This is a genomic window from Brachybacterium phenoliresistens, from assembly GCF_039530785.1.
GTDB classification, from domain to species: domain Bacteria; phylum Actinomycetota; class Actinomycetes; order Actinomycetales; family Dermabacteraceae; genus Brachybacterium; species Brachybacterium phenoliresistens.
Window position 1 is genome coordinate 237,180 of the sequence record NZ_BAAAOW010000004.1, and the last position, 25,055, is coordinate 262,234.

Here is a 25,055-nt window from a genome sequence, read left to right on the forward strand (position 1 = left end):
CCGCCCGCCGTTCCCCGACGCTTCTCTGCCGCGGAAGATCTGCCGGCGCGGCCCCGGCGTTGCGCGAGATGTCATTCTGCGTCGCTTGAACGGGTGTTCAAGCGACGGAGAATGACATCTCGCGGGGCGGCTCAGGCGCCGGGCAGGGGGCGCTGGGCCGGGTCCATGCCGCCGCGGCCGTCGGGGCGGTCCAGGGCGTCGATCGCCGCGACCTCCTCCGAGGTGAGCGCCAGGTCCTTCGCGCCGAGGTTCTCCTCGATGCGGGAGGGCGTCACCGACTTGGGGATCACGACGTGCCCGTGCGCGAGCTGCCAGGCGATCGCGACCTGCGCGGGCGTCGCCGAACGGGCGGCCGCGATGTCGGCGAGCACCGGGTTCTCCAGCAGGTCGCTCTTGCCCTGGCCCAGCGGCCCCCAGGCCTCGGTGAGGATGCCGTGGCGCTCGTGCACGGCGCGCAGCTCGCGCTGCTGGAAGTAGGGGTGCAGCTCGATCTGGTGGATGACGGGGACCACGCCGGTGGCCTCGATGATCTCCTCCAGCTGCGGCACGGGGTGGTTGGAGACGCCGATGGAGCGGACCTTCCCGCGACGCTGCAGCTCGATCAGCGCCTTCCACGCGTCGACGTACAGGCCCTGCGCGGGCACTGCCCAGTGCGTGAGGTACAGGTCCACGTACTCCAGGCCCAGCCGCTCGAGGGAGGCATCGGCCGCGGCGAGGGCGTCGTCGTAGGCGTGGGCGTCGTCCCACAGCTTGGTGGTCACGAACAGCTCGTCGCGGGGGATGCCGGACTCGCGGATCGCCTGCCCGACGCCCTCCTCGTTGCCGTAGGCGGCGGCGGTGTCGATGTGGCGGTAGCCGGCCCGCAGGGCCTGCCCGGTGACGTCGGCCGCGACGGCCGGATCGACCTTGAACACGCCGTAGCCGAGCTGGGGGATGGCGTGGTCGTCGTGGAAGCGGAGCGTGGGAACAGTGGCCATGTCCTCCACCCTACGTGCGCCCCGGCGGACGGTCCCAGAGGGCTCGGACGCGCGCCCTCTACGATGGATCCATGCCCACCCAGCGCCCGCCGCGGATGGTGCCGCTGGACCGTCCCGTCCCCACGCGGCCGCCGGTCTACGATCACCCTCCGGGACACGTCGAGCGCGGCCGCCGCGGCGAGATCTACCAGGTCCTCGACGCGCTGTTCGTCGTCGCCGGCCTCGTCATCAGCATCTGGCTGGCGCTGCTGTACCTGTTCCAGGGCTTCTCGCTGACGCCGGTGCGCCTGCTGTACCTGCTGGTGTTCTGGGTGCTGTTCACCTACATCACCCTGCCGCGGCTGCACCAGCTGCTGACGTGGATCTACCTGCCGGACTACTTCTTCGGCCGCACCCGCAGCACCGAGGGGGTGCTCTCGGACCCCATCAACATCGCCTTCGACGGCGAGGAGAAGGACCTGCACGTGGCGATGCGCCGTGCCGGCTGGGTCCTCGCCGAGGAGCGCACCCTGGGCTCGGCCTGGTCGATGGTGGCCGCGACCCTGCTGCGCCGCTCCTACCCCGCGGCGCCGGTGTCCGACCTGTACCTGCTGGGGCGGCGCCACGACTTCACGTACCAGCAGGAGGTCGGCGGCAGCACCTCCAAGCGCCATCATGTGCGCTTCTGGCGGCTGCCGGAGAGCTTCGTGCTGCCCGGCGGGTACCGCGCGGACTGGCTGGCCGCCGGCACCTACGACCGGGCCGTCGGCTTCTCGATGTTCACCCTGCAGTTCACGCACCGCATCGACGAGGACATCGACATCGAGCGGGACTACATCGTCGACACCGTCCGCTACGCCGATCCGGCCGTCGAGGTCGAGGTCATCGAGGACTTCTCCACCGCCTACCACCATCGCAACGGGCAGGGCGACCGCCTGCGCACCGACGGCGACCTGCCGGTCGTCGACGTCACGGGCGCCGCGCAGCGCTCCCCGGGGGCGACCGCGGTGATGCTGCCGCGGCATCGGCCCACCGGCATCAGCGTGCTCAAGCCGCGCGCGGCCGCCGCCACCCAGGCGGCCCTGCACGCCGCCGCCCAGGGCGACGCCCACGAGCTCGCCGACCAGTGGCACGACGTCCTCACCGACTTCCGGGACGCCGTCGCGGGCGCCGCCGACCACCATCTGCCGCCGCCGACGGTCATCCTGACCGGCCTCATCATCCTGGTCCAGACCATCGCCGTGGTGATCCAGTGGGTCGCCCTCGGGCTCGGCGCGGACCTCACGGGCCGGATCGCCGAGGCCGGGCTGCTCCTGCCCGGCCGCGAGCAGATCCTCGCCGGCACCGCCTTCAGCGTGCTGGCGATCGTGTTCCTCGCCGGGGTGCTGCGCCGCAGCCGGTGGGCCCGCCTGGGGCTGATCGCGCTGTTCACGGCCGATGCCTCCAGCCAGCTGCTGGTGGCGACCTCGACCTCCGGGAGCATCGCGCACTCGACGCTGGTGGCCGTCGGGCTGTCCGCCCTGGGCGTCATGTCGATGACATCCGAGGCCACGAGGCTGTGGGTGGGCACGCGCCGGGTCCACGTCACGCGGGCCCAGCGCACCGACTGAGGGGCCGGGTGACGGGGGTCACCGTGGTATAGAGTGCGGGCACTGCGGGGCCCCTCGGCCCTGCGACGCATTCCCTTCCCCAGGAGTACCGCATGACGCAGGCACCCGCGCCGGCTGCCGGCTCGTCCGCACCGCAGACCGAGCTGAAGAAGGCCATCACCCCCAAGCTCCTCCTCCTGTTCATCGTCGGCGACATCCTCGGCACCGGCGTCTACTCGCTGACCGGCAAGGTCGCCGGCGAGGTGGGCGGAGCCGGCTGGCTGCCGATCATCATCGCCTTCGCGGTCGCCCTGGTGACCGCGCTGTCCTACCTCGAGATGGTCACCAAGTACCCGCAGGCCGCGGGCGCCGCCCTGTACGTGCACAAGGCGTTCGGCATCCACTTCCTCACGTTCATGGTCACCTTCGCGGTGCTGTCCTCGGGAATCACCTCGGCGGCGACCAGCTCGGTGTTCCTCGCCGAGAACGTGCTGAAGGTCTTCCACCTGGACGAGTCGATGGGCGAGTCCGGCTCCAAGCTCCTGGCCACCATGATCGCCGTGGTGTTCATCTGCATCATCGCCTGCGTGAACATGTACGGGGTCAGCGAGTCGGTGAAACTCAACGTCGGCCTCACCCTCATCGAGCTGAGCGGCCTCGCGATCGTGCTGATCGTCGGGTTCATCGCCATCGGCGAGGGGAAGGCGGACTTCTCGCGCGTGATCCTGTTCGAGACGCAGGGCGACAAGAGCCTGTTCATCGCGGTGATCGGCGCGACGGCCCTCGCCTTCTTCTCCATGGTCGGCTTCGAGGACTCGGTGAACATGGCCGAGGAGGTCGTCGACCCGCTCAAGAACTTCCCGAAGATGCTGCTGACGGGCCTGTCGATCACGGGCGTGGTCTACGTGCTGGTCTCCGTCACCGCCGTCGCCGTCGTGCCGATCGGCGAGCTGACCAGCGCCACCACCCCGCTGCTGAGCGTGGTGGAGAAGGCGGACCTCGACATCCCCATCGAGACGATCTTCCCGATCATCTCCATCTTCGCGGTCGCCAACACCGTGCTCATCAACATGATGATGGCCTCCCGCCTGCTGTACGGCATGGCGAAGCAGGGCGTCGTGCCCGCGTTCATGAAGGCCGTGCTGCCCCACCGCCGCTCCCCGTGGACGGCGATCATCTTCTCGACGGCGCTCGGCGTGCTGCTGATCCTCACCGTCCGCTTCGTGCTCGGCGAGGAGACCATCGGCGCCCTCGGCGGCACCACCGCCATGCTGCTGCTGGCCGTGTTCTGCCTGGTCAACATCTCCGTGCTGGTGCTGCGCAAGGACCACGTCGACGCCGACCACTTCGTGACCCCGACGGTCCTGCCGTACATCGGCGCGACCACCGCGTTCATCCTCATCACGCCCATCGCCCAGACGGGGCGGAACTATGCGATCGGCGGGGCGCTGCTGGGCATCGGGCTGCTGCTGTACCTGGTCACCTATCTGTACAACGGCGCGGTCAAGGCCCGCCGGACCCGCTTCCACCACCCCGACGACATCGGCCGCGACTGAGCCGTCCCGTCCCAGCCAGCAGGGAGCCAGAAGCATGAAGAAGATCCTCGTCGCCTACGTCCCCAGCGCCACCAGCGAGGCCGCCCTCGGCTTCGCGATCGCCGAGGCCGAGCAGCATTCCGCCTCGCTGCTCGTGCTCGCCTCGGAGAAGGCCGTCAACCCGAGCAAGGCCAAGGCCGTCACCGACGAGCGCTCCCTCGAGCAGCGGCTCGAGGAGTCCGGGGTGCCCTACGAGCTGCGCACCGTCCCGCGCCGCGACGACCCGGCCGATGACATCCTCGAGGCGATCGAGTCCGAGGGCATCGACCTGGTCGTCCTGGGCATCCGCAAGCGCACCCCGATCGGGAAGATCCTGCTGGGCTCCACCTCCCAGCGCGTCGCGATCGAGTCGCCGGCGCCGGTCGTGCTGGTCAAGCCGAAGGGGTTCGTGCCGCCGGCGCGGTTCTGAGAAGGCGGCTACCCGACGCCCACAGGCATCGGGAAGCAGATGAACGTCTGGACGCGCCAGACGGAGGAACCCACCATCGCAAAGGATTGCGTCCCGGATTCGGTGTCCACCTCGCATTTCTCGGGAGCCCCGGAGCCTTCCGGCCAGTATTCTTCGAGACCGTCCAGGGGCGGCGACAGGCCGTAGGCGTAGAAGTGCCGTTCGCCGTCCCCCACCTCCACGGTGCACATGACGACGGCTTCGCCGGCGCCGACGTGGCTCCGGACCGTGGAGAGGTCGTCGCCGGTGAGCCACGGGGCGCTCTCCCACGTCTGCGAGCATCTGTCCTGCGCACGGTCCTGCTCGCCGGAGGTCAGTGCAAACGCCTGAGGTCCGCTCGGCTCGGAGGCCGACGTCGGCGTCGCAGGGCGAGGCGGATCCGAAGGAGTCGGCGCTTCGCAGCAGGCGAGCGCTCCCATGGCGGCGATGGAGGCGAGCCATACGCCGACACCCCTGCGCGCCATGCTCCGACGGCGACTCGTCATCGGGCTTCGAAGCCGACCAAGGCCTTGGCGCTTCTGTCCGATGGCCCGGGCGGAGGGGCCGTCGGTCCCTGTTCCGTCGCCGACGGACTCAGTCCGTCGTCGCTCAGCGTGAGCTGGTGCGGCCGACGCTGCGGTGATGGCCATGCCGCCCGGCGCAGGGAGCACGGCACGGGCCGTGGCTCCATGGGTTGACGGAAGAATGTCTGGCTTCGTCATTGTCGGATCCCCCGATCCCCTGGCATCGGCCGCAGGGGCCGATGTTTCCGGCACGCGGACGTGCCTTCCGGGTTTCTAGCACAGCGCGCGGCGCACTGTCGAGACGGTCGTCTTCCTTCGGTCACGTGCGCGCTCCCGAGGGCGTGATGGGCAGGCGCCCTCGCCGGGTCGGGAATCGTCGCCGCTGTGTCTCCGCTGGTCTTTGCCGGTCGAGCTTAAGGGGTTTGTGCCGCCGGCGCGGTTCTGATCCGGGGCCGGTCCCCGCCGCGGAGATGTCCTGCTGTTCATCTTCGCGTTGCCATGGAGTGGGAGCGCTGTCACCCGCTTCGGGCAGGCTCCGAGGTCCCCATGTCGTGCGGCCCCCACCGCACGTGACCGAATCGAAGGGACCAGACCATGCCTCCGATCAGCCTCCCGCTGCTCATGCAGGGCCACACGCGCGGCAAGCGCTCGGCCGTGACCTGCGCTCTGAAGTGCGCGAACGCCTGCACGGGCGAGACCTGCAACACCTCCTCGAACGGCTACTTCCGCGACATCGCCGCGAGCGCCCTGTCGCGCCGCGCCCTGCTGGGCGGGGGCACCGGCGCCCTCGCCATCGCGCTCGGCGGCACGCAGGGTGCGCTCGCCGCGGGCCCCCAGGCCATCGGCGGCTCCGCCTTCGGCCCTGTGCCCTCGCTCGCCCCGAACGGCACCAAGCTCGACTTCGAGGCGATCGCTCCGGTGCAGTTCGAGGTCGACGAGTTCACCGTCCCCGAGGGCTTCGACTGGCATCCTGTGATCCGCTGGGGCGACCCGCTGTTCGACGACGCCCCCGACTTCGACTGGAACGCGCAGTCCGCCGAGGCGCAGAAGCTGCAGTTCGGCTACAACAACGACTACACGGAGATCCAGGAGATCCCGGGCTCGCACGGCAAGCGCGCCGTCATGTTCGTGAACCACGAGTACACGAACGAGAACATCATGCTGCCGGCGGACACCGACGCCGACGAGGCGATCGAGATCGGGATGGCCGCTCACGGCCTCACCGTCGTCGAGCTCGAGCGCCAGAACAAGAACAAGCCCTACCGCTACGTGCAGGGCGCGGAGCTGAACCGCCGCCTCCTCCTGGACACCGAGTACGAGCTCACCGGTCCTGCGGCCGGCTCGGACCTGGTCAAGACCGCGGACGACCCCGAGGGGCGCACCATCCTGGGCACCCTCGGCAACTGCGCGGGAGGCCTCACCCCGTGGGGCACGCTGCTCAGCGGCGAGGAGAACTTCAACGGCTACTTCCGCAGCCCCGGCACCTCCGCCGCGCAGAAGCGCTACGGCCTGGCGGACAAGGCCACCGCCCGCGGCTGGGAGACCAAGCACCCCCGCTTCGACACCCGCAACGCCGGGTACGAGAACGAGGAGCACCGCTTCGGCTACATCGTCGAGGTCGACCCGTGGGACCCCACCTCCACCCCGCAGAAGCACTCCTCGCTGGGCCGCTTCAAGCACGAGGGCGCGAACGTGATCATCGCCGAGGACGGCCGCGCGGTCGCCTACTCCGGCGATGACGAGCGCTTCGACTACCTGTACAAGTTCGTCTCCCGCGACACGTACATCGAGGGCGACCGCGAGCACAACAAGACGCTGCTGGAGAACGGCGACCTGTTCGTCGCGAAGTTCACCGGCAACTCCCCGGCCGCGGAGATCGACGGCTCCGGCACGGTCCCGTCCGACGGCGCCTTCGACGGCTCCGGCGAGTGGCTGCCGCTGGTCGTCGACGGCGAGAGCGCGGTCCCCGGCTTCACCCTCGAGGAGGTGCTCGTCCACACCCGCCTCGCGGCCGATGCGGTGGGCCCGACGAAGATGGACCGCTGCGAGGACGTCGAGCCCTCGCTGCACAGCCGCCGCGTCTACGTCGCCTGCACCAACAACTCGCAGCGCGGCACGGCCGGCAAGGCCGGCGTCGACGAGGCGAACCCCCGCACCGAGAACCGCGACGGGCACATCGTCGAGATCGACGAGCAGGGCGACCAGACCTCCACGACCTTCGCGTGGAACCTGCTGCTGGTGGCGGGCGACCCGGCGCAGGGCGACCAGACCTACTTCTCCGGCTTCCCGGTCGAGCAGGTCTCGCCGATCTCCTGCCCGGACAACCTGGCCTTCGACTCCGTCGGCAACCTGTGGATCTCCACGGACGGCGCGCCGTCGGGCATCGGCTACAACGACGGCCTGTTCCGCGTGACGCTCGAGGGCGAGGCCCGCGGCCGGGTGGAGCAGTTCCTGTCGGTGCCGATCGATGCCGAGACCTGCGGCCCGATCATCCGGGACCAGGACCGGACCGCCTTCGTCTCCGTCCAGCACCCGGGCGAGGACGGCGAGTTCGGCGCCCAGCGCTCCTACTTCCCGGACTACGACGGCACGGGCCCCCGCCCCTCCGTCATCCAGATCCTCAAGGGGTCCCACGGCAAGCCCGGCAAGGGCAAGGGGCGCCGCTGATCCCCGCCCGATCCGCATCGGAGGCCGGCGTCCCGGGAGCATCGTTCCCGGGGCGCCGGCCTCCGGCGTTCCCGCGGGAACACCTCGCGCCCGACCCCGGGGGAATGCCGCTGACCTGCGGCGTCGTCGGGATCGCCGGCGGCCCCGCCGACCGCTCGGTCGGCGGGCACCTGCCCACGGCGGGCGCTGAGCTATAGCGTGGCGCCATGCACATGATGCGTGAGACCGGCACCGACGCCCTCAGGATCCTGCCGGACGTCTCTGCCGCGGTGGGGGGCACGCCGCTGATCCGTCTCGAGAAGCTGTTCCCCGGCTCCGACGTCGAGATCCTCGCCAAGCTCGAGACGCTGAACCCCGGCGGCAGCACCAAGGACCGGCCGGCTCTCGCCATGGTGCGGCGCGCCCTCGCCGACGGCGTGCTCGCCCCGGGCGGGACGGTGGTCGAGTCCAGCTCCGGCAACCTCGGCCTGGCGCTGGCGCGGGTCTGCTCCGCCCACCGGCTGCGCTTCGTGTGCGTGGTCGATGCGCGGACCAACCGCTCCACCGTCGCGGCGATCCGCGCGCTCGGCGGGGAGATCTCCCTGGTCGCCGAACCGGACGAGGCCACGGGCGACTTCCTCACCGCACGGCTGGCCCGCGTCCAGGACCTGCTGGCGCAGATCCCCGGCGCCGTGAACCTGCACCAGTACGGCAACCCCGCCAACCCCGGGGCGCACCGCGACGGCACCATGCGCGAGATCGCCGAGGCCCTCGACGGCGACCTCGACGTGCTGATGGCGGCGGTGAGCACCACCGGCACCCTCGCCGGGTGCAGCCAGTACATCCGCGAGCAGGGCCTGCGCACGCGGACCGTCGCCGTCGACGCCGTGGGCAGCGTCCTGTTCGGCGGGACGTCCGGACGGCGCCCCCTGCCGGGCATGGGGGCGGGCGTGGTCACGCCGATCTCCGAGACCGTCCGCCCGGACGAGGTGATCCGGGTCGAGGCCGTGGAGTGCGTGATCGGCGCGCGCCTGCTGGCCCGCGCCGAGGGGATCCTCGCCGGCGCCTCCACCGGCGGCATCGTCCACGCGCTGGGCACGCTCGTGCCCCGCCTCGACCCCGGCACCCGGGTGGTCCTCGTGATCCACGACGGCGGCATGCCCTATCTCGAGACCGTCTACGACGACGACTGGGTCGCCGCGGAGCTCGGGGCGTCATCGGCCGACCTCGACCACGGCACCGCCGCGCTGCGGAGGACCGCCGACCGTGGCTGAGCCCGCATCGGCCGCCGCGCCGCGCCGGCTCGTGGTTGTCGGCGGCGGGCCCAAGGCGCTGTTCGCGCTCGAGGCCCTGGCCTCCCGCCTGGACCCCGAGCAGGGGCCGCCGCTGCACGTCACCGTCGTCGACCCGCAGGAACGGCCGGGCCCCGGCGCGGGGTATGCGACGGACCAGCCCGATGCCGTCCGCCTCAACGTCGACGTGGGGATCCTCGATGCCCCCGCGAGCGGCGCCGCCGGCTCCTTCGCCGCGTGGGTGCGAGAGCACCGGCCCGAGCTCGCGGAGGATCCGTACCCGCCGCGCGCCGTCGTCGGGGGCTACCTCCTGGAGCGATGGGAGCACTGCCGGGAGCGCTGGCGCGGCATCGGCCCCCTCGTGCACCGGCAGGGCACGGCCGTCGGCGCCCGCCGTGACGGCGAGGGCTGGAGGGTGCAGGTCCTCGCCCCGGGCGCGGCGCATCCGGAGGAGCTGGCCTGCGACGAGCTGCTGCTGGCCACCGGCCACGCCGGCACGTACCGCGGCGCCCTCGCCGCCGCCTGGGAGGGGCCGGAGCGCCTCGTGCCCGCCGTCCACCCCGTGGGGACCATGCTGGATCCCGCCTCGGTGCCGCCCGGCGCGCGCGTGGCGGTGCGTGGCGCCGCGCTCACCTTCCTCGACGCCGCGCTGGTGCTCACCGAGGAGCGCGGCGGGAGGTTCGTCCCCGACCCGGGATCGGGCGCTCTCGTGCACCGCCGCGGCGCGGGCGAGCCCGCGACCATCCTTCCCACCGCGCGCCACGGCCTGCTGCTGCACCCCAAGCCCGCCCCCGCGACCGTCCTGCCCGACGACGCCCGGGCCGCGATCGACCAGGGGCGGCGGCGTCTCGCGCAGGCGCGGCCCGGGGCCGTCGCGGCCTCCATCCCGCAGGTGATCGGCATCGTCGAGGACACGGCCGCGGCGCTGCTCGGCGGCGCGGCATCGGCCCGCGAGGACGTCGTGCGGACGCTCGCCACGGGCCGCGAACCGGACCTGGCCGAGGGCCCCGGCAGCGCGGAGCGGGCCCTGCGCCGCGCGGTCGACGTCGCCGCCGGCACCGTCGTGCCCGGTCCCGCCTGGGCCCTGGGCCGGGCCTGGTCCGGGCTGTACCCGCAGATCACCCGGGCTCTACGGGGCAGCGGCGCGCCCGAGCCCGTGTGGCGGGAGCTCCGCGACGCCGCCCAGGTGCTCGAGCGCTTCGCCTTCGGACCGCCGCTGATCACCGCCCGCAAGCTCCTGGCGATGCTCGACTCCGGCGCCGTGGACCTCTCCTGGCTCGAGGCGGGCACCCGGATCGGGCCGCGCCGCATCACCGGGGTCCCCGCCGGGGCCGCGGCCGCCGATGTCGTCGTCGACGCGGTGCTGGCCCCGCCCGGCGTGCGCCGGCTCCACGACCCGCTCCTGGAGCAGCTAAGGGCCGACGGGCACCTGCACATCCGTCCCGGACGGCGCGGGGCCGTGGTCGACGAGGACGGCACCGCGCTCGACGCCGTCGGGCGGCGCGTGGAGGGTCTCGTGCTCATCGGCCGGCCCACCGAGGACCACGTGATCGGCCATGACACCCTGAACCGGCACCTCCATGACGAGATCGACCACTGGGCCCGGCGCCTGGCAGGAAGGGTACGAGAGCATGCATGAGAACCCCGCCCCCACGATGCTGCGCGAGGGGTGCCGCGGCCTGCCGCCGCTGGACGCCCGGCTCGAGCCGTGGATGCAGGAGCTGCTCGCGGATCCTGCGGCGTGCGCCGATCTCCTCGCGCGGCACGGCAGCCCCGTGAACCTGCACGACTTCGCGGCCCTGTCCCGCAATGCCGCCGAGCTGGAGGAGGCCGCCGCCGCGACCGGCACGCCGCTGCGGATCTTCGCGGCCCGGAAGGCCAACAAGACGCTCGGCCTCATGGAGGCGTCCCGCGCCCGGGGGCTCGGCCTCGACCTCGGCAGCCACCGCGAGCTCTCCCAGGCCCTCGACCTCGGCGTCGCCCCCGAGGACATCATCGTCACCGCCGCCGTGAAGCCGGAGCCGCTGCTGCGCCTGGCCCTGGACTCCGGCGCCACCCTCGCCCTCGACAACCTCGACGAGGCCGCTGCGGTGGACCGCCTGGCCGCCCCCGACCCTGCGCGCCCCGGCGCCGCCCACGCCGGCGCCGCCCACCCCGTCGCGCTGCGCCTCGCGCCGAGCCCCGACGAGCTGATCGCCCCCACCCGGTTCGGCGAATCGGCGGCGACCTGGACGCACTGGGCGCAGGCCCGTGCCCAGCAGGCCCGTGCCCAGCAGGATCGCGCCGGGCAGGACCGCGCCGGTGCGGCGGACCCGCTGCGCATCGACGGCGTCCACCTGCACCTGCACGGCTACGACGCCGCCGCCCGGGTGCGCGCCATCGGCGAGGCGATCCAGCTGCTCGATGCCCTGCGGGCCCTCGGACATCGGCCCGCGTTCCTCGACATCGGCGGCGGGATCCCCATGTCCTACCTGGACGACGCCGCGCAGTGGGCGGCGTTCCTCGCGGCCCGCGAGGACGGCGCCGCCTCCGACGGCGGCCCGCTGACCTGGCGCGACGAGCCGCTGCGGCAGTTCTACCCCTACCACCAGTCGACGGTGCGCGGTCCCTGGCTCCGCGCCGTGCTCGCCGGGGAGATCGCCCCGGGGGTGAGCGTCGCCGCGGCGCTGGCCGACCGGGCCCTGGAGCTGCGCTGCGAGCCCGGGCGCTCCCTCCTGGACGGCTGCGGCATGACCCTGGCCTCCGTGGTGCAGCGGACCACCACCAGCGACGGCGTGGGGCTGGTCGGCCTGGAGATGAACCGGACGCAGTGCCGCTCGACCTCGGACGACTTCCTGGTCGACCCGATCCTGGTGCGCGGCTCCGCGGAGCCCTCCCCGCCGATGACCGGCTTCCTGGTGGGCGCCTACTGCATCGAGGCGGAGCTGATCCTGCGGCGCCGGCTCGCGTTCCCCCGCGGGGTCGGGATCGGGGACGTGATCGCCCTGCCGAACACGGCCGGATACCTCATGCACATCCTCGAGAGCGCCTCCCACCAGCTGCCGCTCGCCTCGAACCTCGTCTCCGGGGACGGGGGCTTCGTCCGCGACCGCATCGACGCGCAGCCGGCGGTGCGCCCCTGGTGAGAGGGGGCGCGCCCCCGCAGGGGCACGCCCCCGTCCCCGGAGGGCGGGCGCGTCAGCGGGAGCTGTCGTCGGTGAACACGTCCGGGACGCCGTCGAGGTTGGTGTCGACCTTCTCCTCCTCGGCGATGCGCCGGTAGCGGGCGTTGCGCGGGATGAGGATGAGCGCGCCGACGATCGCCGCGAGCAGCGAGGCGGTGAGCACGCCGACCTTGGCGATGTCGTGCAACGGATCGCCGGAGTCGTAGCTTAGCTCCGCGACCAGCAGCGACACCGTGAAGCCGATGCCGGCCACGGCCGCCATGCCGACCAGGTCCACCCAGCGGATCGCGGGGTCGAGGTTCGTGCGGCGCTGCCGCGTGATGAGGAACGTGGTGCCGACGATGCCGAGGATCTTGCCGCCCACCAGGCCGGCCATGATGCCCAGCGCGACGGGGGAGGCCCACGAGGCCACCAGGCCCGAGAACCCGCCCACGGCGACGCCGGCGCTGAGGAAGGCGAACACCGGCACCGCGAAGCCGGAGCTCAGCGGCCGGAAGCGGTGCTCGAAGGTCTCCGCGAGGGAGTAGCGCACGCCGTCCTTCTCCCGGGCGGTGGCGGGGACGAGGAAGGCGAGGGCCACGCCGGCGATGGTCGCGTGGATGCCGGAGTTCAGGAACAGCGCCCAGGTGATCAGGCCCAGCGGCAGCAGCAGGATCCACGCCGCCGTGAACGAGCGGTGGAACCAGGACTGCGCCTTCTGCGCCAGCAGGGCGAAGATCGCCATCGGCACCAGGGCCACCAGCAGGTACACCGGCTGGAGGTCGCTGGTGTAGAAGATCGCGATGATCAGGATCGCCAGCAGGTCGTCGACGATCGCGAGGGTCAGCAGGAAGGTCCGCAGCGCCGAGGGCAGGTGCGTGCCCACCAGGGCGAGGACCGCCAGGGCGAAGGCGATGTCGGTCGCGGCGGGGATGGCCCAGCCGCTGAGCGCGCCCTCGGGGCCGCGCAGGGTGATCGCGACGAACACCAGCGCCGGCACGGCCACGCCGCCCGCGGCGGCGGCCACCGGCACCAGGGCCCGGCCGGGATCGCGCAGATCGCCGTGGACGAACTCCTGCTTCAGCTCCAGCCCGGCGAGGAAGAAGAAGATCGCCAGCAGACCGTCGGCCGCCCAGTGCCCGATGGACAGGTCCAGGTTCAGCGGGCCGATGTGGAAGCCGATGTGGGCGTCGCGGAAGGAGGTGTACGCCTCGGAGGCGCCGGAGTTCGCCAGCAGCAGGGCCAGGCCCGCGGCGATGACGAGGATCAGGCCGCCGGTCGTCTCCGCCGTGAGGATGCGTTCGATGCGGCTGAGCTCGCGGTAGGTCCCGCGGGAGAGGACGGCGTCCTGCTCGTTCTTGGGTCGTGCAGTGCTCATGGGCGCTCCTCCTGGAGTCGGGGGGCTCGGGACGATCGTGACAGGGGGCGGCGCCGCCGAGCGGCGCGGCTCAGGGGGTGCGGGGGCGGCCCGCCCCGCGGGCGACCAGCTGCGGGGGACGGGAGGTGGCCTGCCGGGCGGCCCGGGCGAGGATCAGCAGGACGGTCAGCGCACCCAGCGCCTTCGCCCACCACGGCTGCGCGATGAACAGCAGCAGCATGGCCAGCAGCACCGGCGCCAGGTAGACGAAGGCCTCGCGGACGTAGCCGAAGAACGTCGGCATGGAGACGCCGCTGTTCTCCGCCACGGACTTCACCATGAAGTTCGGGCCGTTGCCGATGTACGTCATGGCCCCGCAGAGCACGGCGCCCAGCGAGATCGACACCAGCAGCGCCTCGGGGACGTCGGCGACCCGCGGCTCGCCGGCCACCTGCGTCGACATCTCGAAGAACGTCGCATACGTCGGGGCGTTGTCCAGCACCGCGGAGAGCCCGCCGGTGAGGAAGAACAGCGTGATCTCGTTCAGCGGCAGCGAGGGCGCCAGGGCGCGCAGCACCTGCAGGGCCGGCACCATCGTCACGAAGATGCCGATGAACAGGGCCGCGACCTCGGCGATCGGCGCGAAGGTGAACTCGTTCTCCGTGAAGCGGACCGTCTTGGAGCCCAGGGCGAAGGACGCCCCGGCCGCGGCGAGCATCACGAGCTCGCGCCACGGCACCCAGTTCAGGTGCTCCAGATGGCCGTGGGCGACGGCGTCGATGTCCAGCGAGGGCACCAGCGCCACCGCCAGGATGATCACGGCGAAGAAGACGAGGTTGCCCGCCCCGCCGATGCTGAGCGGCGTCTGGCGCGTCATGTCCAGGGCGATCGCCTCGGGCTTCTCCCGCGCATACATGCGGCGATCCAGCGCCCAGTACGTCGCCAGCAGGAGCGCCAGGATGAACAGCCACTGCGGGAACAGCGAGAACGTCCACGTGAACGGGACCCCGCGCAGCATGCCCAGGAACAGCGGAGGGTCGCCCAGCGGCGTCAGCAGCCCGCCGCAGTTGGCGACCACGAAGATCGTGAACACCACCGTGTGCGCGCGGTAGCGGCGCTCGGAGTTTGTGTTCAGCAGCGGCCGGATCAGCAGCATCGCCGCGCCGGTGGTCCCGATGAAGCTCGCCAGCACCCCGCCGACGGCGAGGAAGATCGTGTTCACCCGCGGCGTCGCGGCCAGGTCGCCGCGCAGGACGATCCCGCCGGAGACCACGAACAACGACAGCAGCAGCACGATGAACTGGGCGTACTCGATCAGGGCGTGCGCCAGCAGCTCCGGATGCGCGACCACCAGCAGGCCGATCGCCACGGGCACCGCGAGCACGAGCGCGTAGATCAGCTGGTTGCGGGGCCGCTCCCAGTGATGGGCCAGCGCCGGCACCAGCGGGAAGATCGCGATGCCCAGCAGCATCGCCACGAAGGGGACCAGGGTCCAGGCGGGGAACGACATCGCGTACGGCACCTTCGGGTCGGCGCCGACGCCGACCGGACCACGGGGGAGACCCCGCTGCGGTGGGGGACCGGGTGGAGCGGCGTACGCCGACGGTGCGGATGATGGACAGGAGGCGCATGGAGGTCCTTCGCGGGGCGCGTCGAGGTGCGGACGGGAACGTTCCCGTGCCGACCAGACTTCCCGGCTCTCCGCCGCCAGTGTCTCATGATGCACCCGGACGGGAGCCGGGAGCCCGCGAGCCGGGACGGGGCGCGTCGGGCCGACCGACCGGTCACGCAATCTCCCTATCGGCCGATGACCTGGCCCGATGCTCGGGAGCCCGGGCGCATCGCCTGGCGATGGGCCGCGCGCCTGCCTAGCGTGGAGAGGGCCCGCGCGCATGCCGGCGCCGGGCCGCAGACCGAGAGGACGGGTATCCCGTGTCATCATCTGCCAGCACCCCGGGGGAGGGCACCGCCTTCGAGGACCTCCCTCCGCGGCGTACGATCCGCCAGGCCGTCGCGGCCTCCGCGATGGGCAACGCCACCGAGTGGTACGACTACGGCGCCTACGCCGTCGTGGCCGTCTACATCTCCCAGCACTTCTTCCCGCCCGGGGAGCAGGGGCTGTTCTGGACCTATGCGTTCCTCGCGATCTCCTTCCTGGCGCGGCCCTTCGGCGGCTTCGTCTGGGGGCCGCTCGGCGACAAGCTGGGGCGCAAGCATGTCCTCGCGCTCACGATCATCCTCATGTCGGCGGCGACCTTCCTCATCGGCGTGCTGCCCACCTACGAGCAGGTGGGGCTGCTGGCGCCGGTGCTGCTGGCGCTGCTGCGCGTCATCCAGGGCTTCTCGACCGGCGGCGAGTACGGCGGCGCGGCGACCTTCATGGCCGAGTACGCGCCGGACAAGCGCCGCGGGCTGTACGGCAGCTTCCTCGAGTTCGGGACCCTGGGCGGCTTCGCCCTGGGCACCGTCGTGGTGCTCCTGCTGCAGCTGGTCATCGGCACCGAGGCCATGGCGGCGTGGGGCTGGAGGGTCCCGTTCTTCATCGCGGCGCCGCTGGGCCTGATCGGCCTGTACCTGCGCTCGCGCCTCGAGGAGACGCCGGTGTTCCAGGACCTCGAGGGCGCCGGCGAGGTCGAGGAGTCCGCCGCGGGCGGGCTGCGCGACCTGATCGCCCGCTACTGGAAGCCGATCCTGGTGATGGCGGGCCTGGTCATCCCGCTGAACATCGCCAACTACACGCTGCTGACCTATATGCCCGGCTATCTCGAGACGAAGATCGACCTCGGGGCGAACCAGTCCCTGGCGGTGATCCTCATCGGCGAGGTGGCGATGATGGCGCTGATCCCGTTCTGCGGGGCGCTGTCGGACCGCGTGGGCCGCAAGAAGCTGTGGTGGTTCTCGATGGTCGGCCTGTTCGTCATGGCCGTGCCGATGTACATGCTCATGGGGCAGGGCTTCGGCTTCGCGATCCTCGGCTTCGCCGTGCTGGGGCTGCTGTACATCCCGCAGCTGTCCACGATCTCCGCGACCTTCCCGGCCATGTTCCCCGCCCACGTCCGCTTCGCCGGCTTCGCGGTCACCTACAACGTGTTCACCTCGATCTTCGGCGGCACCGCCGCGCCGCTGAACGAACGCGTGGTCAGCGCGACCGGATTCCTCGAGTTCCCGGCGGTGTACGTGATGATCGGCTGCGTGATCGGCATGATCGCCCTGGTCTTCCTCAAGGAGACGGCGGGCGCCTCCCTGCACGGCACCGACATCCCGGAGTCCGAGCCGGAGGACTACGGCCCCAAGGCCATCACCGCCGAGACCGAGGCCCTCGACGCCGCCGGTCGCTGACCCCGGGGCGAGCGCTCGGCCCCGCGTGTCCGGGCCGGGCGCCGGGGCGGATCCGAGCGTCGGCTCCGGGCCCCGGGGGCGGTGCGTTCCGCCTGATGCGCTCATCTCGTGCCGAGGAGCGCATGTGCTGGATCCGAGATCCGAGGAGCGAGCTCGGATCCGGCGCGCGATCAGGTCGTGTCGCTGCTGTCGGGCCCTGCTGCGGCGCGCGCGAGGTACTCCGCTCGTTCCGCGGCGGTCGCCGGCCTGCCCGGCAACTCCGGGAACCAGGTCTGGGCGAAGGCCGAATCGGCGTCCAGGGAGGGGCGCCACCACACTCCCGGATCGGCGAGCCGCAGCATGCCGACGGTGCGGCGCCCGACCACGCGGCACGTGAGACCGTGATCGAGATACGCCACGGCCATGGTGACGGCCGCATCGCCCTCGCCGTAGTCCGCACCCTCGGAGCAGTGCACCGACCACGGGCCGATCTCGACCTCGGCGTCGTCCTCGAGAAGAGTCTCCTCGGAGAACCGGACGATGACGGGCCGGCCCGCGGTCTCTGCCGTCGTCAGCTCGACGGAGCCATCTGCCCGGATCGATCGCTCCATCGTCCTCGCGCATCGGCCGATGACCGCCTCGGCGATCGCCCCGAGGTCCGCGGGCCCGCTGCTCGACGACGTGAGCACGACACCGGTCCGGGGAAGAGCGATGCGCGGCTCGCCCCGCATGCGACAGCACGAGGCCGATGGCGCGCTCCATCGCGAGGAACGGGACGGCGACGAGGATCGCGGCCAGCACGAGAGGACCGAGCACGATCCAGACCGCCGCCGTCCCGAGATGTCCGAGAAGCTTCCGCACAGCGCCCCCTTTCCTCTGCCAGGCGTGCTTTCCTCTGCCAGGCGTGCTTTCCTCTGCCAGGCGTGGGCGCCAGTATCCATCGCCCGGTCATGGCGGGGTACCTCGGGACGGGGCTCCGACGGCGCTGTGCAAGGATCGGCCCATGTCACAGCGCCGCTTCGCCCAGCTCGACGTGTTCAGCGACCAGCCCTTCGGCGGGAACCCCCTGGCCGTGATCGTCGATGCCGAGGGGCTGTCCGACGAGCAGATGCTCCGCATCGCCGCCTGGACGAACCTCTCGGAGACCACGTTCCTGCTGCCTCCCACGCAGCCCGGAGCCGACTACCGGGTGCGCATCATGACGACGTCCGGGGAGCTGCCCTTCGCCGGGCACCCCACCCTCGGCAGCGCCCGCGCCTGGCTCGAGGCCGGCGGGCGGCCGATGGGGGAGAAGATCGTCCAGGAATGCGCGGCGGGCCTGGTCGCAGTGCGCCGGGACGGCGAGCGGCTCGCCTTCGCGGCGCCGCCGCTGCAGCGCAGCGGGCCCCTCGAGACGGCCGAGGTCTCGCGGATCGCGGCGGCGCTCGGCATCGCGCGCGAGGAGATCGTCGGCCACGCGTGGGCGGACAACGGCCCCGGCTGGCAGGTCGTCGAGCTGGCATCGGCCCAGGCCGTGCTGGACCTCGAGCCGCAGCTCGAGCCCGAGATGAAGATCGGTGTCATCGGCCGGTACGCGGCCGATGCCCCGCACCCGCGGGGCGCCGCCTACGAGGTCCGCGCCCTCCTCGGGGCGGTCCCCTCCTCCGGCGCCTCCGCCTGCGAGGACCCGGTCACCGGCAGCCTCAACGCCGGCGTCGCGCAGTGGCTGCTCGGGCGCGGAGAGCTGACCGGCTCCTGGATCGCCTCGCAGGGGGCGCGGCTGGGGCGCTCCGGCCTCGTGCACGTCCAGGTCGAGGCGGCCGACGGCGAGGCCATCGTGTGGATCGGCGGGCACGCGGTGACCCGGATCGCGGGAACTCTCGCCGTGTGAGCCGGCCCGGCCCGGGGAAGGCCCGGACGGCGCGCGGCGTTGCCCCGGGCATGAGGCTCTCCCTCCTGGACCGCTCGCGCACGCGCACCGGGCTGCCCGAATCCGCGGCCCTGCCCCACTCGGTCGCGCGCGCCGAGGCGGCCGAGGCCGCCGGCTACCACCGCTTCTGGGTCGCCGAGCACCATGCCGTGCCCGGGATCGCCAGCGGCGCCCCCGCGGTGCTGCTCGCCGCGATCGGTGCCCGCACCCGCCGGATCCGGCTGGGCTCGGGCGGGGTGATGCTGCCCAACCATCGGCCGCTGATCGTGGCCGAGCAGTTCCTCATGCTCGAATCCCTGTCCCCGGGGCGCATCGACGTGGGCCTCGGGCGCTCGCTCGGCTTCACCGCGCCGGTGCGGCGGGCGCTGGGCCGCGAGGAGGTCACCGCCGAGGACTTCGCCCGCGCCGTCGTCGCGGTCCGCGCGCACCTCGAGGGGGAGGCGGAGGTGACCGCCCGGCCCGCCGCCGATCGGCCGCCGCCGATGCACCTGCTGGCCACCGGCTCCGGGCTCGACATCGCCGCGCGGCTGGGACTGCCCGTGGTGCTCGGCGGCCCCGTGCTGCGCTCCGCGGAGCTGCCCGATCGCCTCGCAGCGTACCGCCGTGCCTTCCGCCCCCATCACGGCAGCGCCCCGCACGTGATGCTCTCGGCCGATGTCCTCGTCGCGGACACCGACGCCGAGGCCCGGGAGCTGGCCCTGCCCGAGGCCTGGGCCATGGTCCGCTCCCGCCGCGACGGCGCCTTCCCGCCGCTGGAGAGCGTCGCCGCGATCCGCGACCAGTCGCGGAACGCCCGCGAGGCCCAGCGCCTCGAGGAGACGCTCGAGGGCACCTGGGCGGGCAGCGAGCGGACGGTCGCCGCCCGCATCGGCCGCCTCATGGAGACGTCCGGGGCCGACGAGCTCCTCGCCTCCGGCGCGACCTTCGACCGCGCTGCGCTCGCCGACTCCGACCGACGCCTCGCCGCGCTGCTGGGCTGAGGGCCCAGGTCACGATCGGGACACATCGGCATGGCGACCTCCGGGAGCCGATAAATTGGACATATGACCATCGAGGGGGTGCGTCGGACTCTGGACCAGGTCCGCCGCGAGAACGAGGGGAAGTTCGGGGTCGGCGCGGAGGCTCGCGCCTACGCCGAGGAGATCGGGGGAGAGCTCTGCGCCGCCTGCGGCGCGGTGTTCGTCGTGAACCCGCAGTACCTGGACGGAGGGCACCAGTGCCTGGACGACGGGACCGCTGACATCTACCTGCTGGACGAGCTGCACACCTGAGGCGCGTCATCTCCACGGCCCGAAGCTGACGCGCTCCCGACTGCGCCCGTCACCGCTGGCCACGTGCCTTAGCGTGGGGTGTATGCCGATTGCCCTGCTGCTCCATGCGCACCCGGACGACGAGGCGTTCGCCAATTTCGGGTGGGCGAGCGACCTCGTTGCTCAGGGGTACGACGTGCACGGGGTGATCGCCACAGGCGGCGAGGCGAGCGAACTGCGGTCCACCTCATCGCTCCGCGAGGCTCGTGCTCGACGAATCGCAAAGTACGAGACGGCGCTCGACGTGATGGGCGCGAGTGGGTGGTCGTGGCTCGACAGCTCGGCTGCGTGGGTCGACGCTGATGGCGGGCCACTCGTTGGGGACGCTTCGCCCGAGCGGCTCCGGCAGGCCGTAGAGCGCCTCCTCGAACAGGTCCGACCGGAGATCGTGCTGACCTTCGCATCGGACGGCTTGACGGGTCACCCGGACCACATCGCCATCGCCGAAGCAGCGGTCGCCGCCGAGAACGGTGCTGCCGTCCCCGGAGGCGTCTGGGGTGCCCGACTCGCAGAGCCCGACGTCCGGGCGGGCGTCGATCTGCTCCGGGTGCTCGCTCCGAGCGCCCGGATCGGCTCAGGCCGAGTTCGCGGGACGTGCACGGAGTTGATCACGAGAAACGTGCAGGCCTCCGCACAGAACAGGAAGCGCGCCCTCGATGCGTACCACGAAGGGCTCGGCACCGGATCGCTGGAGTCCCTCGTGCGCGGAGGAGAGGTGGTGGGCGACTCGATCCTTCTGCGCGGGATCCTCGAGGCCACGGGCTGGTCCACTGAGCGCTACGAAGTCATTCGTGCCGACCATGCACGGCAGCCGCTTCCCGGGCCGACCGCATGAGTGCGACGGGCGGCCTCAGGCAGGGACGGCGATCTCGTCGAAGCGGCTCTCATCGATCACCCGGACACGGAGAACTGGGTGACATTCGACCTCAGCTCTCAGAAGACGATGCACTCCGTCCAGGATGATGAGGCGATCGCCAGCGCCGACATACGCGTCGAGAGGGTGCCTCAGGTCGGCCGCCATGGTTCGCCGCCACTGTTCGGCATGTGTTCCAGGATCGGCGGCGACCTCGAGCGGCGTCACCTGGAACGGGCGACTGCCGGACGGCCAGAACGGGAGCTCCAGATGCCACCGCAGCGTCGCGGTCCGCACCTCCCATGACGGCAGGTGAAGGCCGTGGAGACGCTGAAGGTCCCAATGGAAGTCGAGGATGATCCCCTCGAGCTCTGCGGGTCGCTCGGCGAGCAGGGGGAACGGCAGTCGATCGACCATGCCGTCGAGCTTAGGGGGACGCGCGCTCGCCTGGGGCGTGTCTGACAACATGCAGGCGGCGCCTTGCGAGTCCGGGGTCGTGGCACGTGTTGAGATGCATCTCGGATGCTCAGTGGTGGTTGATCGAGGAGATCCTGCTGGCGACGCAGTCGGAGGATGGCGTGAGTCTAAGCGGCGGGCGGCTGACCAGGCGGTTCTGACCGGCCGGTCAACACGTGAATAGCGCTGTGATATGGTGCGCGTCACACGGCGGACATCTCAGGGGGAGAGAGCCCACATGTGCCGTTCGGGGTTTTTCACCAAGGGGGTGCACGATGAAGCGCAGGACGATGATCAGTGGCGGCGTGACGATGATGGCGGCTCTGGGCGTGAGCAGCACGGCGAATGCAGAGGAATCGTTTGAGGCTGCCAAGAAGCGAGTGGATGCGGCGATCGCCGAGTACACCTACACGACGGGAGTCGATGGTCTTTCTCGCGTTGACGTCGCCGCGGCACGTGACGCAGGGGAAACCGAAGAGATCCTCTCGGCACTGCAGACATACAACAACTATTTGGATGACGCCATCGTGCCGGAGGGAATCGCTCCCCGCGCCTCCTTCCCTGTCTACGGCAACTGGTGCGGTCCAGGCCATTCTGGTCCGGGGGCACCGATCGATCTCCTGGATCGGATGTGCAAGAACCACGATGAGTGCTACGCACGAAAGGGATACTTCGACTGTGGTTGCGACCAGGGTCTTCTGTACATTATGAAAAAGGATTACGCAAAACTAAGCACGAAGGCGAAGGCGGTGAGCATCGGCATCACCGCCGCGATCAGCGCGTCGATGACTGTGCATGGCTGCTGAGGAAAGGGGTGCTGATGCACACCTCAGATGAATCCCTGTCGCTGCGGGAGATGTTCGCGAAGAACAAGGTCGCAGTTCTCATGATCTCTGCGATCGTGGCTGTCGGCGCGTGCGTCATCGCGCCGTTGACGGACAGCTATCTCTACGTGCTGGCACCTCTGGTGGGCCTGATCACGATCGTCTACTCAGTCATCGTGCGGTCGATCGGAGGCGTACTGCTGGGCGTCCTGGAGATCTTCCTCCCCATTGCGATGTACGTCGTCGTCGTCGAGCTGATCGGCCGGGGTTGGGCCTGAGCATCCCGTCCGGCGCATCCCTCCCCTGGGCGCGTTGGTGTTCCACGGGAGGGTTGCGTCGGGCCCTCTGGACGAAAGCGCGATGGATCATCGGGCGTCACCTCCCGCGATGGCAGCTCAGGAAACCGCTCCTCCTAGGCGTCACGGACTCCGTCGGGGAGGCCGAGCGTCAGCGCCTCGAGGCGGCGCCCGAGGGCACCTGGGCGGGCAGCGAGCAGACGGTCGCCGCCCGCATCGGGCGCCTGGTGGAGGGGTCCGGGGCCGATGAGCTGCTCGCCTCCGGCGCGACTTTCGACCGCGCCGCGCTCGCCGACTGCGACCGGCGGCTCGCCTCGATGCTGGGCTGAGGGCCCGGGTCACCGGTGGGCAGGAGTGCGTTCACGGCGTCGTGGATGCGGTAGTTGTTGCGGTGCATGGGGAGATCCTGCGTGCAGGGATGTTGCGAGAGCGTATGCGTACCCTGGCCCCATGGCGACGAAGCTCCCCTACGGATCCTGGCCCTCTCCCATCTCCGCCGAGATGCTCGCGACCGGCGGCACACGGCTCGGCGGACCCTGCGCGGTCGGCGACCAGGTGTGGTGGACCGAGGGCATCGCGACGGAGGGCGGCCGGCAGGCCATCGTCCGCACGGCCGGGCCCATCGGCCCCGACGGCGCGGGCGACGCGACACCGGTGACGGTGCTGCCCGCGCCGTTCAATGCCCGCTCCCGCGTGCACGAGTACGGCGGGGCGAGCTGGACGGCCGTGCCGCAGGAGCAGGGCGGGCCGCTGATCGTCTTCGTCGACTTCGCCGAGCAGCGCGTGCACGCCTTCCGCGAGGGGGAGCGGCCGCGGCCGCTCAGCCCCCTGGGCCCCGAGGTGCCCTCCGCCGGCGGGCCCTCCCTGCGCTGGGCGGACCCGCAGGTCGTCACCCCGCCCGGCGGCCCCACCGAGGTGTGGTGGGTGTGCGAGGACCACACCGGCGAGCAGATCCAGCGGTACATCGCCGCGGTGCCGCTGGACGGCTCGGCCGCCGAGGACCCGGCGGCGATCCGCCGCATCACCCCGCCGTCCCGCTTCGTCGCCCACGCCCGGCTGAGCCCCGACGGCGCGCGCCTGGCCTGGATCACCTGGGACCACCCGCGCATGCCGTGGGACGGGACCGAGCTGCACGTCGCCCCGCTGGTCGGCGGCAGCGCCGGGGCCGGCGAGGTGATCGCCGGCGGCGAGGCCGAGTCCGTGCTGCAGCCCGAGTGGCTGGACGAGCGGCGCCTCGTCCTCCTCTCCGACGCCTCCGGCTGGTGGAACCCGTGGCTGTGGGACGGCGGCGCCCCGCGCCCCGTGCTGCAGGCCGAGGAGGAGTTCGCCGGGCCGATGTGGATGCTCGGCACCACCTGGTACTCCGTCCTGGACCCCGACCGCCTGCTGGTGACGCACGGCCACGCCGACGACCGCATGGGCGTGCTGCGCGTGTCCACCGGGGAGCTCACCGCCATCCCGCTGGACCTCACCGCGATCCGCGGGGCGAGCGTGCGCGCCGACGGCCTGCTCACCCTCGAGGGCGCGTCCCCGACGGCGTTCCCCGCGATCCTCGCCGGAGCCCTCGACGCGGACGCCGCCGCGGCGGACCTGCGGGTGCTGCGCTCCTCCCGGGAGGACGCCCCCGACCCCGGGGTCCTGCCCGCCCCGGAGCCCGTCGCGGTCCCGCTGCCGGACGGCAGCGTGGTCCACGCGATCGTGTTCCGGCCCCGCCACCAGGGCATCTGCGGCCCCGAGGGCGCGAGGCCGCCGTTCATCGCCCGCGTCCACGGCGGCCCCACCAGCCACGTCCCGCCGGTGCTCAGCCTGCCCATCGCCTACTACACCTCCCGCGGCATCGGCGTGGTCGAGGTCAACTACGGCGGCTCCAGCGGCTACGGCCGCGCCTACCGCGACCGGCTCAAGGGCCAGTGGGGCGTGGTCGACGTCGCCGACACCGTCGCCGTCATGGAGCACCTGGTGGACGAGGGCATCGCCGACGGGGCCCGGCTGGGCATCGAGGGCGGCTCCGCCGGCGGCTGGACGACGCTGGCCTGCCTCACCCGCACGAGCACCTTCAGCGCGGGCGTGTCCAGTTTCGGCGTCGCCGAGCTGGAGACCTTCATCTACGACACCCACGACTTCGAGTCCCGGTACATCGACGGTCTCGTCGGCCCGTACCCCGAGCGGAAGGACCTGTACGTCGAGCGGGCGCCGCTCAGCCACGTCGACGAGCTCGAATGCCCGGTTCTGCTGCTGCAGGGGGACGAGGACCGGATCGTCCCGCCCAGCCAGTCGGAGATGTTCCGCGACGCGCTCGCCGCCAAGGGCATCCCGCACGCATACCTGCTGTTCGAGGGCGAGCAGCACGGCTTCCGCAAGGCCTCGACGATCATCCGCGCCACCGAGGCGAGCCTGTCGTTCTACGGGCAGGTGTTCGGGTTCTGCCCGCTCGAGGTGCCGGTGCTGTCCTTGGAGGGCTGAGGCTCCCGCACCCCGCGCCCCTCGGACCGGCGCCCGACCGGCGCGGGGACCCACGCCCCCGCCGCGCGCCCGCCGCGAGCCGGCGAGTGCCGGTCTA

General features: G+C 71.9%; 22 protein-coding genes. 16 read left to right on the forward strand and 6 right to left on the reverse strand.

Annotated features, from left to right (window positions below; genetic code table 11):
• Window positions 1-131: 131 nt before the first annotated feature.
• Complete coding sequence (locus ABD234_RS11440; RefSeq protein ID WP_038372628.1) at window positions 132-977, reverse strand: aldo/keto reductase; 846 nt, start codon at window positions 975-977, stop codon at window positions 132-134.
• A 71-nt stretch (window positions 978-1,048) separates the two neighbouring features.
• On the opposite strand from ABD234_RS11440, the gene ABD234_RS11445 reads away from it, so the two are divergent.
• The 3 genes from ABD234_RS11445 (at window position 1,049) to ABD234_RS11455 (ending at window position 4,549) form a co-directional block, all read left to right on the forward strand.
• A complete protein-coding gene (locus tag ABD234_RS11445; protein WP_344356263.1) occupies window positions 1,049-2,566 on the forward strand; it encodes an LssY C-terminal domain-containing protein in 1,518 nt (505 codons plus the stop codon).
• A gap of 92 nt (window positions 2,567-2,658) precedes the next feature.
• Window positions 2,659-4,101, forward strand: coding sequence for an APC family permease (locus ABD234_RS11450; protein WP_038372625.1), 1,443 nt, complete (start codon window positions 2,659-2,661; stop codon window positions 4,099-4,101).
• A 34-nt stretch (window positions 4,102-4,135) separates the two neighbouring features.
• A complete protein-coding gene (locus ABD234_RS11455) occupies window positions 4,136-4,549 on the forward strand; it encodes a universal stress protein (RefSeq protein ID WP_038372624.1) in 414 nt (137 codons plus the stop codon).
• A gap of 8 nt (window positions 4,550-4,557) precedes the next feature.
• Here ABD234_RS11455 and ABD234_RS11460 read toward each other — a convergent pair whose 3' ends face one another.
• Window positions 4,558-5,007: a hypothetical protein gene (locus tag ABD234_RS11460; RefSeq protein ID WP_344356265.1), complete on the reverse strand. Its 450-nt coding sequence runs from the start codon at window positions 5,005-5,007 to the stop codon at window positions 4,558-4,560.
• A 678-nt stretch (window positions 5,008-5,685) separates the two neighbouring features.
• On the opposite strand from ABD234_RS11460, the gene ABD234_RS11465 reads away from it, so the two are divergent.
• The 4 genes from ABD234_RS11465 to ABD234_RS11480 all read left to right on the forward strand — a co-directional run bounded on the left by ABD234_RS11465 (window position 5,686) and on the right by ABD234_RS11480 (window position 12,154).
• Entirely contained in the window at window positions 5,686-7,758 is a 2,073-nt protein-coding gene (locus ABD234_RS11465; RefSeq protein WP_344356266.1) for a PhoX family protein, read from the forward strand.
• A 206-nt stretch (window positions 7,759-7,964) separates the two neighbouring features.
• Window positions 7,965-9,011, forward strand: coding sequence for a 2,3-diaminopropionate biosynthesis protein SbnA (sbnA, locus tag ABD234_RS11470; protein WP_344356268.1), 1,047 nt, complete (start codon window positions 7,965-7,967; stop codon window positions 9,009-9,011).
• Complete coding sequence (locus ABD234_RS11475) at window positions 9,004-10,668, forward strand: FAD/NAD(P)-binding protein (RefSeq protein ID WP_344356270.1); 1,665 nt, start codon at window positions 9,004-9,006, stop codon at window positions 10,666-10,668. The genes sbnA and ABD234_RS11475 overlap by 8 nt, the downstream gene beginning before the upstream one ends.
• Window positions 10,661-12,154, forward strand: coding sequence for a type III PLP-dependent enzyme domain-containing protein (locus ABD234_RS11480; protein ID WP_344356272.1), 1,494 nt, complete (start codon window positions 10,661-10,663; stop codon window positions 12,152-12,154). Before ABD234_RS11475 ends, ABD234_RS11480 begins: the two co-directional genes overlap by 8 nt.
• A 52-nt stretch (window positions 12,155-12,206) precedes the next feature.
• On the opposite strand, the gene nhaA is transcribed toward ABD234_RS11480, so the two are convergent.
• Both nhaA and ABD234_RS11490 read right to left on the reverse strand, forming a co-directional pair.
• A complete protein-coding gene (gene nhaA, locus ABD234_RS11485) occupies window positions 12,207-13,550 on the reverse strand; it encodes a Na+/H+ antiporter NhaA (RefSeq protein WP_344356274.1) in 1,344 nt (447 codons plus the stop codon).
• 70 nt (window positions 13,551-13,620) lie between these two features.
• Entirely contained in the window at window positions 13,621-15,039 is a 1,419-nt protein-coding gene (locus ABD234_RS11490) for a sodium:proton antiporter (protein WP_344356276.1), read from the reverse strand.
• Between the two features lie 422 nt (window positions 15,040-15,461).
• On the opposite strand from ABD234_RS11490, the gene ABD234_RS11495 reads away from it, so the two are divergent.
• Entirely contained in the window at window positions 15,462-16,868 is a 1,407-nt protein-coding gene (locus tag ABD234_RS11495) for an MFS transporter (RefSeq protein WP_038371503.1), read from the forward strand.
• Between the two features lie 170 nt (window positions 16,869-17,038).
• On the opposite strand, the gene ABD234_RS11500 is transcribed toward ABD234_RS11495, so the two are convergent.
• On the reverse strand, window positions 17,039-17,458 hold the full coding sequence (locus ABD234_RS11500) for a hypothetical protein (RefSeq protein ID WP_344356278.1): 420 nt from the start codon (window positions 17,456-17,458) through the stop codon (window positions 17,039-17,041).
• 392 nt (window positions 17,459-17,850) lie between these two features.
• Between ABD234_RS11500 and ABD234_RS11505 the strand changes: the two genes are divergently transcribed.
• From ABD234_RS11505 to ABD234_RS11520, 4 genes are all read left to right on the forward strand, one after another.
• Complete coding sequence (locus ABD234_RS11505) at window positions 17,851-18,717, forward strand: PhzF family phenazine biosynthesis protein (RefSeq protein WP_344356280.1); 867 nt, start codon at window positions 17,851-17,853, stop codon at window positions 18,715-18,717.
• Between the two features lie 50 nt (window positions 18,718-18,767).
• A complete protein-coding gene (locus ABD234_RS11510) occupies window positions 18,768-19,736 on the forward strand; it encodes an MsnO8 family LLM class oxidoreductase (RefSeq protein WP_344356282.1) in 969 nt (322 codons plus the stop codon).
• Window positions 19,737-19,799: 63 nt separating this feature from the next.
• Window positions 19,800-20,027, forward strand: a complete 228-nt coding sequence (locus ABD234_RS11515; protein WP_344356284.1) for a hypothetical protein — start codon at window positions 19,800-19,802, stop codon at window positions 20,025-20,027.
• An 82-nt stretch (window positions 20,028-20,109) separates the two neighbouring features.
• Window positions 20,110-20,901, forward strand: coding sequence for a PIG-L deacetylase family protein (locus tag ABD234_RS11520; protein ID WP_344356286.1), 792 nt, complete (start codon window positions 20,110-20,112; stop codon window positions 20,899-20,901).
• Window positions 20,902-20,916: 15 nt separating this feature from the next.
• Here ABD234_RS11520 and ABD234_RS11525 read toward each other — a convergent pair whose 3' ends face one another.
• Window positions 20,917-21,336 (reverse strand): hypothetical protein, encoded by a 420-nt coding sequence (locus ABD234_RS11525; RefSeq protein WP_344356288.1) that lies wholly within the window; start codon window positions 21,334-21,336, stop codon window positions 20,917-20,919.
• A gap of 314 nt (window positions 21,337-21,650) precedes the next feature.
• Here ABD234_RS11525 and ABD234_RS11530 point away from each other — a divergent pair, with 314 nt between their 5' ends.
• From ABD234_RS11530 to ABD234_RS11545, 4 genes are all read left to right on the forward strand, one after another.
• On the forward strand, window positions 21,651-22,181 hold the full coding sequence (locus ABD234_RS11530; RefSeq protein WP_344356290.1) for a phospholipase A2 family protein: 531 nt from the start codon (window positions 21,651-21,653) through the stop codon (window positions 22,179-22,181).
• Window positions 22,182-22,189: 8 nt separating this feature from the next.
• Window positions 22,190-22,477 carry a hypothetical protein gene (locus ABD234_RS11535; protein WP_344356292.1) on the forward strand — a complete coding sequence of 96 codons (288 nt, stop codon included), beginning with the start codon at window positions 22,190-22,192 and terminating at the stop codon, window positions 22,475-22,477.
• Between the two features lie 53 nt (window positions 22,478-22,530).
• Entirely contained in the window at window positions 22,531-22,824 is a 294-nt protein-coding gene (locus tag ABD234_RS11540) for a hypothetical protein (protein ID WP_344356294.1), read from the forward strand.
• 121 nt (window positions 22,825-22,945) lie between these two features.
• Window positions 22,946-24,958, forward strand: coding sequence for a prolyl oligopeptidase family serine peptidase (locus ABD234_RS11545; protein WP_344356296.1), 2,013 nt, complete (start codon window positions 22,946-22,948; stop codon window positions 24,956-24,958).
• Window positions 24,959-25,055: the final 97 nt, after the last annotated feature.